Origin of the sequence: Gemella haemolysans ATCC 10379 (genome assembly GCF_000173915.1) — a bacterium.
Classification (GTDB): Bacteria; Bacillota; Bacilli; order Staphylococcales; family Gemellaceae; genus Gemella; species Gemella haemolysans.
Genome location: NZ_ACDZ02000014.1, coordinates 30,644 through 48,087 on the forward strand (window position 1 = coordinate 30,644; position 17,444 = coordinate 48,087).

At 31.4% G+C, this 17,444-nt stretch carries 14 protein-coding genes and 1 other annotated feature; of the genes, 11 read left to right on the forward strand and 3 right to left on the reverse strand.

All coding sequences use genetic code 11. From position 1 onward, the window contains the following. Positions 1–11: 11 nt before the first annotated feature. The 4 genes from rlmH to GEMHA0001_RS05790 all read left to right on the forward strand — a co-directional run bounded on the left by rlmH (position 12) and on the right by GEMHA0001_RS05790 (position 3,865). Complete coding sequence (rlmH, locus tag GEMHA0001_RS05775) at positions 12–488, forward strand: 23S rRNA (pseudouridine(1915)-N(3))-methyltransferase RlmH (protein ID WP_003145229.1); 477 nt, start codon at positions 12–14, stop codon at positions 486–488. Between the two features lie 100 nt (positions 489–588). Further along, complete coding sequence (locus GEMHA0001_RS05780; protein WP_003145394.1) at positions 589–1,359, forward strand: hypothetical protein; 771 nt, start codon at positions 589–591, stop codon at positions 1,357–1,359. Positions 1,360–1,390: 31 nt separating this feature from the next. Beyond that, positions 1,391–2,215, forward strand: a complete 825-nt coding sequence (locus GEMHA0001_RS05785) for a hypothetical protein (RefSeq protein ID WP_003145482.1) — start codon at positions 1,391–1,393, stop codon at positions 2,213–2,215. A gap of 219 nt (positions 2,216–2,434) precedes the next feature. Beyond that, positions 2,435–3,865 (forward strand): alanine/glycine:cation symporter family protein, encoded by a 1,431-nt coding sequence (locus GEMHA0001_RS05790; protein ID WP_003145257.1) that lies wholly within the window; start codon positions 2,435–2,437, stop codon positions 3,863–3,865. A 35-nt stretch (positions 3,866–3,900) separates the two neighbouring features. On the opposite strand, the gene GEMHA0001_RS09380 is transcribed toward GEMHA0001_RS05790, so the two are convergent. Then, positions 3,901–4,191, reverse strand: coding sequence for a type II toxin-antitoxin system prevent-host-death family antitoxin (locus tag GEMHA0001_RS09380; RefSeq protein ID WP_197720179.1), 291 nt, complete (start codon positions 4,189–4,191; stop codon positions 3,901–3,903). A 160-nt stretch (positions 4,192–4,351) separates the two neighbouring features. Next, positions 4,352–4,571 (forward strand) — a binding site (T-box leader). Positions 4,572–4,674: 103 nt separating this feature from the next. On the opposite strand from GEMHA0001_RS09380, the gene GEMHA0001_RS05795 reads away from it, so the two are divergent. Beyond that, entirely contained in the window at positions 4,675–7,317 is a 2,643-nt protein-coding gene (locus GEMHA0001_RS05795) for a valine--tRNA ligase (RefSeq protein ID WP_003144992.1), read from the forward strand. Between the two features lie 104 nt (positions 7,318–7,421). Here GEMHA0001_RS05795 and GEMHA0001_RS05800 read toward each other — a convergent pair whose 3' ends face one another. Then, positions 7,422–7,559, reverse strand: a complete 138-nt coding sequence (locus tag GEMHA0001_RS05800; RefSeq protein ID WP_003145131.1) for an LPXTG cell wall anchor domain-containing protein — start codon at positions 7,557–7,559, stop codon at positions 7,422–7,424. 17 nt (positions 7,560–7,576) lie between these two features. After that, positions 7,577–8,176, reverse strand: coding sequence for a hypothetical protein (locus GEMHA0001_RS05805; protein ID WP_003145509.1), 600 nt, complete (start codon positions 8,174–8,176; stop codon positions 7,577–7,579). Between the two features lie 251 nt (positions 8,177–8,427). Between GEMHA0001_RS05805 and GEMHA0001_RS05810 the strand changes: the two genes are divergently transcribed. From GEMHA0001_RS05810 to GEMHA0001_RS05835, 6 genes are all read left to right on the forward strand, one after another. Then, positions 8,428–9,045: a CBS domain-containing protein gene (locus GEMHA0001_RS05810; protein WP_003145405.1), complete on the forward strand. Its 618-nt coding sequence runs from the start codon at positions 8,428–8,430 to the stop codon at positions 9,043–9,045. 1 nt (position 9,046) lies between these two features. Further along, a complete protein-coding gene (locus GEMHA0001_RS05815) occupies positions 9,047–9,766 on the forward strand; it encodes a pyruvate, water dikinase regulatory protein (protein WP_003145584.1) in 720 nt (239 codons plus the stop codon). Between the two features lie 152 nt (positions 9,767–9,918). Continuing rightward, a complete protein-coding gene (gene ppdK / locus GEMHA0001_RS05820; RefSeq protein WP_003145431.1) occupies positions 9,919–12,555 on the forward strand; it encodes a pyruvate, phosphate dikinase in 2,637 nt (878 codons plus the stop codon). A gap of 289 nt (positions 12,556–12,844) precedes the next feature. After that, a complete protein-coding gene (locus tag GEMHA0001_RS05825; RefSeq protein WP_003145069.1) occupies positions 12,845–15,406 on the forward strand; it encodes a transglycosylase domain-containing protein in 2,562 nt (853 codons plus the stop codon). Between the two features lie 185 nt (positions 15,407–15,591). Beyond that, the gene (rapZ, locus tag GEMHA0001_RS05830) at positions 15,592–16,452 is read left to right on the forward strand and encodes an RNase adapter RapZ (protein ID WP_003144922.1); all 861 of its coding nucleotides are present in this window, start codon (positions 15,592–15,594) and stop codon (positions 16,450–16,452) included. A 4-nt stretch (positions 16,453–16,456) separates the two neighbouring features. Further along, a complete protein-coding gene (locus GEMHA0001_RS05835; protein ID WP_003145177.1) occupies positions 16,457–17,440 on the forward strand; it encodes a gluconeogenesis factor YvcK family protein in 984 nt (327 codons plus the stop codon). Positions 17,441–17,444: the final 4 nt, after the last annotated feature.

Sequence of the window (17,444 nt, forward strand, 5' to 3'; positions counted from 1 at the left end):
AAGAGGTTCTAATGAAAGTAACTTTGATTTGTGTAGGTAAAGTTAAGGAAAAATTTTATAGAGATGCTATAAAAGAATATGAAAAACGTCTTGGAGCATATATTAAGTTAAATACTATTGAAATTTCTGATGAAAAAGTAAAGGTAGAGAATGATTCAGAAATAGCTCTTGCGATGGAAAAAGAGGGGAATAACATATTATTAAAAATTAAAGATAATCAATATGTTATTACTTTGGAAATTTTAGGTAAGAATTTATCAAGTGAAGAATTTGCTTCAAAAATTGATAATTTAATGCTTACAGGTAAGAGTGATGTGGCATTAGTAATTGGTGGAAGTTATGGTCTTTCTGATAGTGTGAAAAAGCGTAGTGATTTTGCATTATCGTTTAGTAGTATGACGTTTCCACATCAAATGATGCGTGTTGTTTTACTTGAACAAGTATATAGAGCTTATCGTATAATAACAGGCGCAAGTTATCATAAATAATTGTAAAGAATGAGGTTGTCTTTTCAGACAATTTCATTCTTTTTTTACTATTAATTCATAAAGATTTTTAGTATAATAAAGGTAGAAAAGGAGGAAAGTTATGTTTAGTTTGGATAATTATATGTTAGAACAATTATATAATATCTTTGGAGGGGTAGCTGTTTTTTATGGTAGTATTGAATATATTGTTTCAGTTATCTTCTCAAAAATTATGTTTGATATACTTGGTGTTAAACCGATTTTAGCGTTTATACCATTTTATAATACTTATAGGATCTATAAAGAGTATAAAGGTCGTGTTTGGAAGAGAAACTGGGGAGTCGCGTATATAATAACTTTTATTATTCCCTCTGGTATAATCACAGGTGTAGTATTAAATTTGATGAGTTATAAGGTGAATAATGAAGTTGTGTTTAATTTCATGCTTCTTTTTCTTGTTAGTATAATAATAGTTTTTATATGTTTTCTAATAATAAAAGTATTTGGTGTAATTATGTTATTTATTATGTATTTACCTATTTTTGATACAAAAGTAAGAAGAGTAGTGTTGTATATTCAAGCCGCACTAACATTGTTAGTTGTACTTGGAAATAGTATTATGCTTAAAGTAGATCTTCATTTTGATTCTCTATTGTTAGTGAAGATACAAATGATTTTTTCTGTTGTATTTACGATTGTTTATCTTTTATCGGCAAGAGAAGTTAGAGCTAGAATTAGAAGTGGAGAATATGTTCTTCAGGAAAAATTAGATTACGGGATTATGGATAGTTTTGAAGTAAATGCAACTTTAAAAGCTCGTGAGAGAAAGCTAGTCGTACCTAAAATTTCTAAAATAACGAATTATTATGTAATGGATGATAATGTAATTTAAAATAATTATATAAAATAAAGGAGGAATTCTTATGTTTGAAATAGATGAACATCTGCTAAGTCAGATATTGGCTATAGGTTTAATCGTGTTGCTCATTGTAGTACTTATCGGATATATTATCACGGCTATTTTTTCAAAAATTATGTTCGATATATTTGGTATTAAGGCAGGACTTGCTTTTATACCGTATTATAATACTTATAGAATTTATAAAGAGTATAAAGGGCGTGTTTGGAAGAAAAATTGGGGAATTGCCTATATAATAACTTTTATGATTCCTATGATAGTCATAGGAGGATTCGTATTCGCATTGATTAACTCACCAATTACAAGTGATAGATTTTATGAAGAAAATGCAATGACACTGATTTCAGGTTTGATACTATTGATAATAGGGGCATTAATAATCACGGTGTTTAATTTTATTATGTTATTTATTATGTATCTACCTATTCTTGACACCAAAGGTAGAAGAATAGTATTATACATTCAAGCTGGATTAACAGTATTATCTATGTTTACTGCATTTATTTTCGAGGATAATACTATACTAGGAAATATTTTCTCAATTGGTCAATTTGTATTTTCTATTGTCTTTATGGTTGTATACTTTGTTGCGGCTACAGACATTAGAGCTAGAGTTAGAAGTGGTAAATATGTTCTTCAAGAAAAGTTAGATTATAATAATCTAAATAGTTATGAGATTGATTCTATTTTGAAGGCTCGTGATAGAAAATTAGTTGTTCCTGTTATGTATAATGGGATGGATAACTATCCGATGGGTGACTATCCTTATCCTGTGAATAATTATCCAATGAACAACAATGAAGAAGTAAATAGAATTGAATATGTTTAAAGAAAAAAATTTCATGTGATTTAAATATTATGTTAAATCACATGTTTTTTTGTGTAAGATTTCAATAATTTTTTATAATTCCTTAGTAAAGTATTTAAAGTATTGTTAATTTATGACACTATCATGTTAGATTTTCTAACGTATATTTACAACTGTAGTGTTTTTTAAAGTATAATAGAAAACGTAATAAAACAAATTTTAATGAGGAGTTGACTCTTAATGGATAGATTTTTAGAATTATTAACTACCGTTAACGACTTTATGTGGTCTTATTTCCTAATTGGGTTAATAATGGTAACTGGTATTTATTTTACATTTAGTACGAAGTTTATTCAATTTACTTATATCAAAGAAATGTTTAGACTTATTACTGAAAAGCCTAAAGTAGGTGAAAATGGTGAACAAAAAGGTGTTTCAGCTTTCCAAGCATTCACGATTTCAGCAGCATCAAGGGTAGGAACTGGTACAATTGCAGGGGTTGCTATTGCGATTGCAATGGGTGGACCTGGATCAGTATTTTGGATGTGGATAATGGCACTTTTTGGTGGAGCTTCATCTTTTGCCGAATCAACATTAGCCCAAGTGTATAAAGTTCGTGATAAAAAAGGTGTTTATCGTGGGGGACCTGCTTACTATATGGAAAAAGGTCTTGGACAAAAATGGATGGGTGTATTGTTTGCGATTGTTATTTCTATAACTTATGGTATAGCATTTAACTCAGTTCAAACTAACACTATTGCTCAAGCTTTACAAGTATACAATGTGGATACACATATTGCAGGGATTGCACTATTAATTCTTACAATTTTCGTAATCTTTGGTGGTGTAACAAAAGTTGTTAAAATTACTCAATGGTTAGTACCAGTAATGGCGGTAGCGTACTTATTTATCGTATTAGTTATTATGATTATTAACATTGACAAATTACCTGGTGTTCTTGCTCAAATCGTGAAATCAGCATTTGGTCTTGAACAAGTAGGTGGTGGAGTAATCGGTATGGGAACATCAATACTTTTAGGAATTAAACGTGGTATGTTCACTAACGAAGCTGGTTTAGGATCAACTCCTAACGCAGCAGCTACAGCTGATAGTACTCACCCAGCTAAACAAGGATTTATCCAAACGTTAGGAGTTTACTTCGACACATGTTTAGTATGTACAGCAACAGCATTCTTAATCCTACTGTATCCTGGTGTGGAATATGGGGCTGGTAAGTTACAAGGTATCCAACTTACACAAGCTGCTTTAACTTCTCAAGTAGGAAGCATTGGAACAATTTTCTTAATCGTAGCTATTTTCTTATTCGGATATAGTTCAGTAATTGGTAACTACTACTACGGAGAAACAAACATTCAATACTTACTTCCTAAAAAATGGGCTGTAAATGTTTATCGTGTTATTGTATGTATCTTTGTATACGTAGGAAGTGTAATGAACCTAGATTTAGTTTGGGGGCTTGCGGATGTAACAATGGGAATTATGAGTTTACTTAACTTAATCGCTATTATCGGTCTTTCTGGTGTAGTTTATGTAGTATTAAAAGACTACGTGAAACAACATAAACAAGGAAAAGATCCTGAGTTCTATTTAGATAATTTACCAATTAAAATAGATAATGCCACAGCATGGAAAAATAAAAAAGAAGATTAATATTTAAAAAAGTACTTCGATGATAGAATTTCTATTCATCGAAGTACTTTTTTCAGTTCCTCTCTTAAATTTTTCATGGAATCATCAAAAGTAAGGGTACGACCGTTTGTAAAATCAGATTCACTTTGTTCTAGAAGTTGATATAGTTCGTATCTTCCTATGAATTTATTGAATAAATCAATGCTTATAACGACAAGATCTTCACGACCATTTTTTGTAATAATGATTGGTTCGCCTGTTTCATGACAAAATGAAGAAATTTCATTGTATTTATTACATAAATCTGTACTTGATTTAATGTTTGGTATATTAGCACCTCCTCTAATCTAAAGATAATGTACTATTATTTCTTAAGATTGTCAAATTTATAAAAGGTAGGGGACGTAGAAATTTACAAATTTTTAAGTACTACATTCACGAATTTTTTATTTCACTTGCAATATGAAAAAAAGTGTGTTATTATATTAAACATATTTTAATTATAAAATATATGCGATGAGCCGATAAGTAGAAGTTCTTGCGTACCGTAGGATACAGAAAAGAAATCAGTGGTTGAGAGATTTCTCCTAGACAGGACTTTGAAGTAGACGGTGAGCATTTAGAGTGAAAGTAAGTAGCTTTAAACGTGGTTAGAGCGTTAATCTTATTAAGTGCTAATTTATATAATTAGAATAAAGGTGGTACCACGGAAACTTTCGTCCTTATGTAAGGATGGAGGTTATTTTTTTTTATCTAGAAAAATTATCACCAATACAATTAGAAAAAGTAAAAATAATTAATAATAAAATAAAAATTTAGGAGGAACAGTCATGACTGAAATGTCTACAAAATATAATCCGACCGAAGTAGAAAATAATCGCTACAACTGGTGGTTGGAAAAAGAAGTTTTTAAAGCTGATAATAAAAGTAAAAAGAATCCATATACAATCGTAATTCCACCACCAAACGTAACTGGTAAATTACACATTGGGCATGCTTGGGATACAACTCTACAAGATATGTTAACACGTTACAAACGTCTTAAAGGATTTGACGTACTTTACCTTCCAGGTATGGACCACGCTGGTATTTCAACGCAAGCTAAAGTAGAAGCTAAAATGCGTGAAGAAGGATTAAGTCGTTATGACTTAGGTCGTGAAAAATTCTTAGAACGTGCATGGGAATGGAAAGAAGAATATGCTGGATATATTCGTGCACAATGGGCTAAACTTGGATTAGGTTTAGACTACTCAAGAGAAAGATTTACATTAGATGAAGGATTAAATAAAGCAGTAACGAAAATTTTCGTAGATCACTACAACAATGGTACAATCTATCGTGGTGAGAAAATTATCAACTGGGATCCAGTTCAAAGAACTGCATTATCTAACATCGAAGTAATTCACAAAGACGTAGAAGGTGCATTCTATCACCTTAAATATTTCTTAGCTGATGGAAGTGGAGACTATCTAGAAGTAGCAACTACTCGTCCTGAAACTCTATTCGGAGATACTGCGGTTGCTGTTCATCCTGATGATGAAAGATATCAAAAATATATTGGTAAAACAGTTCTTTTACCAGTAACAAATAAAGAAATTCCTGTTATTGCAGATGAGTATGTAGAAAAAGATTTCGGAAGTGGAGTAGTTAAAATAACTCCTGCTCATGATCCAAATGACTTTGAAGTAGGTGAACGTCATAACTTAGAACGTATCATCGTTATGGATGAAGGTGCTGTTATGAATGAACATGCTGATAAGTATAACGGTATGGATCGTTTTGAATGTCGTAAAGCTCTTATTGCTGATTTACAAGAAAGTGGAGTATGCTTCAAAATTGAAAAACACCTTCACTCAGTAGGACACTCTGAGCGTAGTGGTGCTGTTGTTGAACCATACCTTTCTAAACAATGGTTTGTTGATATGAAGCCTCTTGCTGATAAAGTATTAGAAAATCAAAAAGATGCAGATAGAAAAGTTAACTTCTATCCACCTCGTTTTGAAAATACGTTAAATACTTGGATGGAAAATATCCAAGACTGGTGTATTTCTCGTCAATTATGGTGGGGACACCGTATTCCAGCATGGTATCACAAAGAAACTGGTGAAGTTTATGTTGATGTAAATCCACCAAAAGATATTGAAAACTATGTTCAAGATGAAGATGTTCTTGATACTTGGTACTCTTCAGCATTATTCCCATTCTCAACATTAGGATGGCCAGATTTAGAAAGTGAAGATTTCAAACGTTACTATCCAAATAGCTGTCTAGTAACTGGATATGACATCATCTTCTTCTGGGTTGCTCGTATGGTATTCCAAGGATTAGAATTTACAGGTACTCGTCCATTTGAAGATTGTTTAATCCACGGTTTAGTACGTGATGAACAAGGTCGTAAGATGAGTAAATCACTTGGTAATGGTGTAGATCCAATGGAAGTAATTGAACAATACGGAGCGGATAGCTTACGTTACTTCTTAGCTACGAACTCAACACCAGGTCAAGACTTACGTTATTCAACTGAGAAAATCGAAGCAAGTTGGAACTATATCAATAAAATTTGGAATGCTTCTCGTTTCGTAATCATGAACCTTGAAGGTTTCGAATACAGTGATATTGATTTAACTGGAGAAAAAACATTAGCTGATAAATATATCTTAACAAAACTTGCTAAAACTATTGAAGACTTCGAAAGATTATTCGAAAAATATGAGTTTGGTGAAGCGAGTCGTATTCTTTACAACTTCGTATGGGAAGAGTTCTGTTCATGGTATATTGAAATTGCTAAGATTTCATTAAATGGTGAAGATGAAGCTGCGAAGAAAACTACTAAATCTATTTTAGTATATGTACTTGATGCTTCTCTGAAAATGTTACATCCATTTATGCCATTCGTAACTGAAGAAATTTGGCAACACATTCCTCACACAGGAGATAGTATTGTAACTAGTGAATTTGCTAAAGTTGAAGCAAGTCTAGTGTTTGAAAAAGAAACAGAAGATATGCAATTCATCCAAGATGTAATTACTGCGGTTCGTAACATTCGTAGTGAAGTGAATGCGCCAATGTCTCGTGAAATTCCTATTAAGATTAAATACTCACAAGATAGCGTAAAAGAAGTACTATTAAGTGGTAGTGCGTATTTAGAAAAATTTGCCCGTCCTAGCGAACTTATTATCGAACGCGAAGTAGAAGCAAGTGAAACTGACATCAGTCGTATCTTACCAGGTGCTGAAATCTACGTTTCATTAAGTGATTTAATCGATGTAGACAAAGAAAAAGAACGTCTAGGAAAAGAATTAGAAAAATTACAACAAGAATTAGATAGAGTAAATAAAAAACTTTCTAATGAAAAATTTGTCGGTTCTGCTCCAGAGGCTGTAGTAGCTAAAGAAAAAGAAAAACAAGCAACATATCAAGAACAATATGATAGTGTTAAAGAAAGAATAGCTGCATTAGATAATTTAAAATAGTATAAAATAAAATAGATAGTGATTCGAAAATCGATACGATTTTCGAATCACTATCTTAATTTATGTTAAAAACTCTAGGCTAGTTCTACCTAGCTTAGAGTTTTTTAATCATCTTTATTATTCTTTTTTCTCCAGATTAGGAAGAAAATTACGGCGATTATTATGATTATACCGATGTATGCACCATAATTCTTAACCGCTTCGCCTGTATTAGGAAGAGTATTTAGTGATAGTAGATTCATCTTAAATCCTCGTTATATTATTTTTCTTCTTTTTGTTCAGGAGTGTTGTTTAGAACTTCAGTTTCAACACGTTCTTTAACAGAATCTAAAGTTTCAGATGATTTATTAGCGAAATCTTCAACTTTTTCTTGAACATTTGATTCCTCAACGTCTTTTTTGATGTTAGAAACTTGATCTTTAATTTTTTCGAAAGAAGAAAGAGCTTTTTCTTTGTAAGCTTCTACTGAAGGTTTGAATTCTTCAACGATTTTTTTTGCATCTCCTAAGTTTTCTTTAACTTCTGCAGTGTATTCTTTTACGTTAGATACATGTCCTTTAATATCTGTTACATTACTAGATAATTCTTTTCCGTAATCAACAGCATCGTTGTATTTATTCTCTAAAGCATTTTTAGCCTTTTTAAGATTTTTTACTAGGTCGTTGTATAGGTAGATTGCCGCTTCTTCAACACCGTTTTTCTTAGTGTAACGAATCATACAACGTGTGTAACCATAGTAATCTTTAGATTTTTTCTTAACGTATTCAGTGTGATCTTCTACTTTATTTGGATTTTTTGAATAATAGTTAGCAATGGCTATTCCTGTACCAATTGCAAATAGTTTTGATAATTTTGACATACAATTTTTCCCCTCAATATATTATTAAATTAATTATAACATATAAATATTTAAATTTAAATAAAATAGATATCGAGTAACTCTATTTTAATATTTTGGTAATAAATGTTATTAATATCACATAATATATCTATTTTAAAAGTAAATAGTAGAATATATTAAAAATATTATTACACATTAATTAATGATAACGCTTGAATTAATGTGTAACATATTGTATAATAAAAAATATAATACAAGAAGGAGGAGCAATGAAACTTACTGAAAGACATAAAGCTATAATTGAAATAGTAAAGAATTTTGAACCGATAACAAGTGATGAAATTGCAGAAAAACTTTCTTTGGGGAAATCTACTTTAAGAAATGACCTTGCGGTCTTAGGAATGTTAGAGATTTTGGAAGCAAAACCTAATGTTGGATATTACTATAATTATAACTTTTCACCAGGAGAACAACGCGAAGAAATAAAAAGTAAATTAGTTAAAGATGTAATGGGGATAGCGATAACGGCTAAGAGTACAGCAAATTATTCTGAGGTATTATCGAAATTATTTATTTATGATGTAGGTACTATTTTTATTGTAGATGAGAATAATCACCTTGCTGGTGTAACATCTAGAAAGGATATGCTGAAATTATCTAGAAATGCTGATGGACAAAATCTTCCTATAGTATTAGCGATGACTCGTGTGCCAAACGTTATATATATATATGAAGATGAGTTAGTTTCTGATGCATTAAGAAAATTAATTTTACATGAGATTGATTGCTTACCTGTTGTAAGGGACGAAAAAGATGGTAAGGTAATCGTTGGGAAAATATCGAAAACTACATTAATTAAGTTATTATTGGAAATGCTGGAGGGATAATATGTTAACTGTACATATAATTTCAGATTCAATAGGAAACACTGCAAAGGATGTGGTTGATGCAGCACTTGTGCAGTTTTCTTATGAGAATAAGGAGTATAAAGTACTTAAAAACTCCAATGTTTGTACGAAAGAAAAAATAGATTGTATTATATCCAATGTAAATGAGGGAGATGTAATTGTTCAAACATTAGTTGATGGTGCTTTAGCAAGCTACGTGAAAGAAAAAGGGTTAGAAAATAATATAAAAGTTATTGATCTATTAAGTGAAATGCTTAGTACTTTTGAAGAAAAATTAGGAGTAAAAGCTGAAGGGAATCCTGGTTTAAATAGAAAGATGGGAGAGGAGTATTTCAAGAGAATAGATGCTTTAGAATTTGCTGTGAAGTATGATGATGGGAAGGATATAAATGGTCTAAAAGAAGCAGATGTTATAATCTTAGGTGTATCAAGAACTTCTAAAACGCCATTAAGCTTATATTTAGCAAATAGAAACATTAAAGTTATGAATGTTCCTATTATTCAAGACTTGATACTTCCGGAACAGCTATATGAAGTAAAAAGAAAAGTAATTGGTTTAACGAATTCAGTAGAACAACTTAATAAGTTGAGGGAAGAAAGATTGAAGACTCTAGGAGTATCAGGGAATTCGGATTATACTGATGAAATACAAATTTTCGAAGAGTTAGAATATGCTCTAGAGATTATGGGAAAACTTTGATGTCCGATAATAGACGTTCAAAATAAAGCTGTTGAGGAGACAGCTGAATTGATAATTGGGATTATGAGAGAAAGAGGCCTAAAGGTTTAAACAAAAATAATAAAAAGAAATAATTATATAAAATAATAATTTTTTTATGGGGGGATTTTACAATGTCAAAAAAATATGTTTATAATTTCAGTGAAGGAAATAAAGATATGAAATCTTTATTAGGGGGAAAAGGAGCAAACCTTGGAGAGATGAAAGGTTTAGGGATTAGTGTTCCTCCTGGTTTTACTATTACTACAGAAAGTTGTAATAGTTATTATGAAAATGGGGAAAGAATTAAACCTGAGATTTTAAAACAGATTAACGAACAACTTCAAATTTTAGAAGAAAATATTGGGAAAAAATTAGGAAGTATTGATAATCCTTTATTGGTGTCTGTTCGAAGTGGTGCAGTATTTTCTATGCCAGGAATGATGGATACTATTTTAAATCTGGGATTAAATGATGAAACTACTATAGCATTGGCTAAGAAGAATAATAACTATCGTTTTGCTTATGATAGTTATAGAAGATTTATCCAAATGTTCTCAGATGTCGTTATGGATGTAGAAAAATATAAGTTTGAGGAAGTTTTAACTAGAGTTAAAAATGCTAATGGCTACGAGCAAGATAGTGAATTAAATGAGAAAGATTTGTTTAATATTGTTGAAGAGTTTAAGGCAATTTATAAAAAAGAAGTAGGTCGAGAATTTCCTATGAGTGTAAAAGAGCAGCTTATGCTAGCTATTGAAGCTGTTTTTAGATCATGGAATAATAATCGTGCTAAAGTATATAGAAGACTACACAATATTAGTGATAAACTTGGTACAGCTGTAAATATTCAAGCTATGGTGTTTGGTAATATGGGAGATAATTGTGGTACTGGAGTTTCATTTAGTAGAAACCCTGTAACTGGAGAGGATGAACTTTTTGGTGAATATCTAATTAATGCGCAAGGGGAAGATGTTGTAGCAGGTATAAGAACTCCTAAAAATATTAGTGTCTTAAAAGATGACATGCCACATTTATATAAAGAATTTGTTGAAATTTCTAAAAAATTAGAACAACACTATAAAGACATGCAAGATATCGAGTTTACTATAGAAGATGGAAGGTTGTATATTCTTCAAACAAGAAACGCAAAAAGAACACCAAATGCAGTAGTTGAAGTAGCGGTATCACTAGCAGAAGAAGGTGTAATTTCTAAAGAAGAAGTGATTCTAAGAGTGGGAACAGAGGAGATTAATAAACTTCTTCATGCTACATTTGAGGAAAAATCATTAAAAGAAGCTAAACAATTAACTCAAGGGTTAGCGGCATCACCTGGTGCAGCAGTCGGTGGTATTTATTTCACAGCGCAAGAAGCAGTAGAAGCGGCGAAAACAAAACCTGTTATTTTAGTAAGAGAAGAAACTTCTCCAGAAGATATTGAAGGTATGATTAGCTCAGAGGCTATTGTAACTTTACGTGGAGGTATGACATCACATGCAGCTGTAGTAGCAAGAGGAATGGGGAAATGTTGTGTCTGTGGCTGCCAAAACATGATTATAAATTATGCTGAAAAAACGTTAAAAATTGCTGGAGTAACATTACATGAAGGTGATATAATCTCAGTCGATGGAAGCAGTGGAAAAGTGTATCTAGGTGAAGTAGATAAAGTTGATGCCAAATTTAGCAATAGATTCAATAAACTTTTAGGATGGGCTGATGGAATTAGAGAACTTAAAGTACTAGCAAATGCAGATAATGAAACTGACGCTAAAGTTGCTTTTGAGTTTGGAGCAGAAGGAATAGGATTATGTAGAACAGAGCATATGTTCTTTGAAGAAGATAGAATTAGTCTAGTTAGAAAAATGATTTTAGCAAGTGATACTAATGAGAGACTTAGATTCTTAGATAGATTACAACCAATTCAAAGTGAAGATTTCTACAAGATTTTTAAAGAAGCTCAAGGTAAATCTGTTAATATAAGATTATTAGATCCACCGCTTCATGAGTTCTTACCAAAAGATAAAAATACTGTTAAGCTTATTGCCGAGGAAATAGGTATAAGTGTTAATCAATTAGAAGCGAAAATAGCTAGCATTGCAGAATTCAATCCTATGATGGGACATCGTGGTTGTCGACTAGGTATTACATATCCAGAAATTTACTTAATGCAGGCGAAGGCTATTAGTTCAGCAGCGATTAGAGCTCGTAAAGAAGGTATTGAAGTAAATGTTGAAATTATGATTCCTTTAGTAGGATTAGAAAAAGAGCTAGCAGTGTTACGTGAACAAATCGTTGAACTTGTGGAAAAAGAAATTCAATTGTACAATGCAGACTTCAAATACAAAGTAGGAACGATGATTGAAATTCCTCGAGCTTGTCTAATTGCTGATAAGATTGCAGAACATGCAGATTTCTTCAGTTTCGGTACTAATGACTTAACTCAATTAACATTTGGTTACTCTAGAGATGACGCTGAAAAATTCATTGATATTTATAAGAAAAAAAATATCCTAGAGTCAGATCCATTTGTTCATCTTGATGATAGTGGAGTACTAGAACTTATGAAACTTGCAGTTGAAAAAGCCAAAACTACCAAGTCAGGTATTAAGCTTGGAATTTGTGGAGAACATGGTGGAGATGAAAGATCAATATTACTATGCTCTAAAATAGGCTTAGGATATGTATCGTGCTCACCATATAGGGTAATTATTGCCAGGATTGCGGCAGCTAAAGCAGCTATAAAAAATGTTGAAGCAGCAGTAAATAAATAATACAAAAAAAAGAAGTTATCAAAATAAGATAGCTTCTTTTTTTATGTAATAAAAAGATAGCTTAGAGTATAGTAGTAAATTATTTAAATTTGATATTAATTAATAAGCTTATAATTGAAAGAGCTTGGCTTATGTTACAATATTGTTAAATAATAGTTAATATATGCAAAGTAAATTGATTTTTTTTTCAATATACATTAAAATTAATGTAGTATATTATGACATTTTATTATGAGAAATTAATATGAATAAAGTGAAAGTTTAAATATATATAAAGAGAGGATATACTATGGCAGAAAATAATAACAATCGGTTATCGAGAAGAGATAGACACTCTCAAGAAAGAAAGAGTGTTATGCCAGGTGGATATATATCTAGAGGAAATACTAATCCAACGAATAATGGTCAACAAAGAAGACCGTTAACAAATGAAGAAATAATGAGAAGTGGTGGACAAGGGCAAAGTCGTCCTATTCAACCACAAAGGCCTCAAGGTACAAATCAAAGACAAGGTGTACCACCAGTGCAACCAAGAAATCCTCAGCAATCAGCTAGAGGTAATAGAACAGGAGGTCCAGGGGGGCCGAGAAGACCGATAGGTCCAAATAGAATAAGTAATCCAAATTCTAAAAAGAATAATAAAGCATTATGGATGAAGATTATTAGATATGGTTTATATGTAGCGAGTGTTGCTATTATATCAATTTTCTTATTGTGTGTGTTCTGGATATACCAAGCACCGGCATTTGATTCTAAGATATTAGATAACAATTCGAGAACAATTGTTTATGATATAAATAACAATGAGGTGGCAAAATTAGGTAACCAAATTGGTGAGAACTTAGAAACTGCGGATATACCACAAAAAATGCAAGATGCTATTTTGGCAACAGAGGACAATAGATTCTTTGAACATGGTGCAGTAGACTTTAGACGTTTAGTAGGAGCTGTTGTGTCAAACTTAACTAGTGGTTTTGGATCACAAGGGGCATCAACTATTTCTCAACAGTTAATTAAGAGAACATTCCTTGATGATAATAAGAGTGTAAAACGTAAAGTTCAAGAAGCATATCTTGCTTATAAACTTGAACAAAACTATGACAAAGAATCAATATTTACAATGTATGTAAATAGAATATATTATTCTGATGGTGTGTATGGTCTAAAAACAGCAGCTAAATATTATTATGGAAAAGAATTAAATCAACTTACTCTTCCACAAATGGCTCTTTTAGCAGGAATGCCACAGCACCCTAATACATATAATCCTTATGATAATCCAGAAGCGGCTAAAGCGCGTCGTGATACGGTACTTTACTTAATGCAATATCATGGTAAAATATCAGAAGCAGATTCACAAGCTGCACAAAAAACTGATGTTTTATCAGGAATTATACAGCGTGATGAAAGTGAACGTGTATTATTATCAAGTGAGTTTGATTCAAAATATACTTCTTACATGAACCAAATTGTTAATGAATTGAAAAATAGTAAAGAATACAAGGACTATGAAGGTGATGTCTTAAACTTAGGACTGAAAATTTATACGAACTTTGATTCTAAAATTCAAGATACATTAACAGAAAGTGTTAATGCAAACTATGCTGGAATAAAACAAGCAAGTAATGTAGCGATGGTTGTATTAAATAATGAAAATAGTGGTATTTCAGCATTGTATGGTGGAAAAAAACAAACATTCCATGGATTCAATATTGCTACTCAAGCTAAATTGCAACCTGGTTCATCAATTAAACCAGTACTTGCATATGGACCGGCAATTGAGTATTTAAACTGGGGATCTGATCATATTGTTAATGATAATAAAATCCAAGGTTCAGAAATTCAGAACTGGGATAGACAATTCCATGGTAATATAACTATTAATAATGCATTGGTATGGTCGTATAATATACCTGCTATTAAGACTTATCAAGAAGTAGGATTTAATAGAGTAAAACAATACGCATCTAATGTTGGAATGAATATTACAGATGATTCAATTACAACTCCAATAGGAGGAAGTAGTGACGGATTCTCACCATTACAAATGGCAGGGGCATATGTTCCATTTAGTAACGGTGGATATTATGCAACACCTAAAGCTATTAAGAAAGTATATGATAGTGAAGGAACTGAAGTGAAAAGTTTCAGTACAGATGATAGAAAACGAGTTATTAAAGATTCTACAGCATATATTATGACTTCTATGTTAAGAAATGTAGTTAATGGAACTGCTGCAAATGCACGAATTAGTGGAGCGGATATGGCAGTTAAAACTGGTACTACTACTTTTGGTGAAGGTGAAGCTCAGAAATTCGGTTTCGATATAAATAACTATTCGAAAGATTCATGGACGATAGGTTACACAAGTAACTATACAATGGCTGTGTGGCAAGGATTTGATGCAATAGATGGTCCTACGAAGTATATGACCCAAGATGATACTCAAAAGACACAAGCATTGTATCGAATAAATATGCAGAATATTGTTAGAATACATCCACCAAAAGGATTCTCTGTTCCTGGGAACGTTGGATCTATAAATGGAGGGGTTAAAGTTATTTCTGATAGTGAACGTCGTCAAATAGAAGAACAAAATAGACGTGAACAAGAAGAAAGAAATCGTGAGAATAATAACGACAATAATAACAATAATAACAATAACAACAATAGTCGAAATAATAACTCTGATGATAACAATTCAAATAATAATCAAAATGATACGTCAAATAACAATAATCAATCATCAAGAGGAAACAATAATAACACTACCGCTACAACTCCAGGTGTAAGAAACAATAGTGGAGTAAATAATGGTGTTGATAACAATACAAATAGAAATACGAGATAATTAGTATTTAAACTACTGTAAGACAAGTTTCTTACAGTAGTTTTCTTTTTATTGTAGTTTTAAAATACTACACAAAAATTTAGAAATAGTGTACAATATAGGAATGGAGCAGTTTATTTATTCTTTGTTAAACTGAATATATTATTCCATAAAACTTATATTATTATAAAGATGGATGTGAAGCTATGAAGAAAAAATTAGTTATAATTACAGGAATAAGTGGAGCAGGGAAAAATACAGCATTACAAGTCTTTGAAAACCAAGGGTATTTTTGTACAGATAATTTACCTGGATTAGTTGTAGAAGATTTCTTGAGAATAATAGAAGAAAAAGATATTGATAAAACAGCGATAAGTATTGATATAAGAAGTAAACACATTTTTGTTGATTTAAAGGAATTATTAAAAAAAATACAACAAAGTGAGTACTTTGATGTGAAAATCTTATTCTTAGATAGTGATGATCAAGTATTGGTTAATAGATATAAAGAAACCAGAAAAAATCATCCTTTATCAACTGAGTTTAGTTTACTTGAGGGTATTGCTCAAGAGAGAAAAGATATGAATGACATCAAAGGGATTGCAAATTTTATTTATGATACTACAAATACTTCTGTAAAAGATTTGAAGAAAAAAATATTGGAAGACTTCGGAATTGAGAAAAAAGATAGTTATCATATTACAATCTCAAGTTTTGGTTACAAATATGGGGTTCCTATTGACGCAGATAATATTGTCGATGTTCGTTTCTTGAGAAATCCGTTTTATATAAATGAATTACGCGAAAAAACTGGTCAAGATAGTGAAGTATATGATTATGTTTTTGAGGATGAAGTTACTCGAGAATTTTATGATAAGTATTTAGAACTTATAACGTTTATGGTAGATAAGTATCAATATGAAGGTCGTGATAAGGTTGCTATAGCAGTTGGATGTACAGGTGGTAAACACCGTTCTGTCAGTGTGGCAAGAAAATTACATGAAGATATTTCAAAATTGGGATATAGAGTGTATTTAGAACATCGCGATATTAATAAGGGTAGGTAGAAAAATGAGCACTAAAATAAAAGTAGTTACTATTGGTGGAGGAACTGGATTATCAGTTCTTTTGAGGGGGTTAAAAAAGTACCCTCTTGAGATAACTGCTGTAGTAACGGTAGCAGATGATGGAGGAAGTTCTGGAAAAATAAGAAGTGATATGAATATTCCTTCTCCAGGTGATATAAGAAATGTTATCGCAGCATTATCAGATGTTGAACCATATTTAGAAAAAATGTTCCAATATCGATTTGATAGCGGTGAAGTAAAGGGGCATCCAGTTGGTAATTTAATGATCGCTGCTATGACGGATATTCATGGAGATTTTTCTACAGCGGTAAAAGTTATGAGTAGAATTTTAAATGTACGTGGAACTGTATTGCCGACTACTAATGATATAGCGACATTAAATGCAGTATTATCAGATGGAGAGATTATTCGTGGAGAATCTTCAATTACAAAAGCAGGTGGAGTAATAGATCATGTTTATATTACTCCTTCGAGAGTTAAACCTAATGAAGATGTACTTAAAGCAATAGAAGAGGCAGATTATATTATTATGGGACCTGGAAGTCTATATACTTCTATAATTCCCAATTTAGTAATCTCTAATGTGTCGGAAAAGATTAGAGAAAGTAATGCTAAGAAGATATATGTTTGTAATGTCATGACTCAACATGGTGAAACAGATAATTATTCGGTTTGCGATCATATCGTTGCGATTAATAAACATGTTGAAGAGAACATCTTTGACTTAGTAATTGCTAATTCACGTGAATTTGATGATAGTATTTTATCGAAATATCACAAAGAAAAACAAGAACCGGTCAAAATCGATCATGAAAAAATTGAAGCATTGGGGATAAAATTAATAAAAAATAATGACGTTGGAATCGTTGATAATAATACGATTAGGCACAATGCGGATAAAGTTTCTGAATTAATTTACGATTATATTATAGACGATAAGCCAACAATGATTTATAATAAAAGGTGAGAAA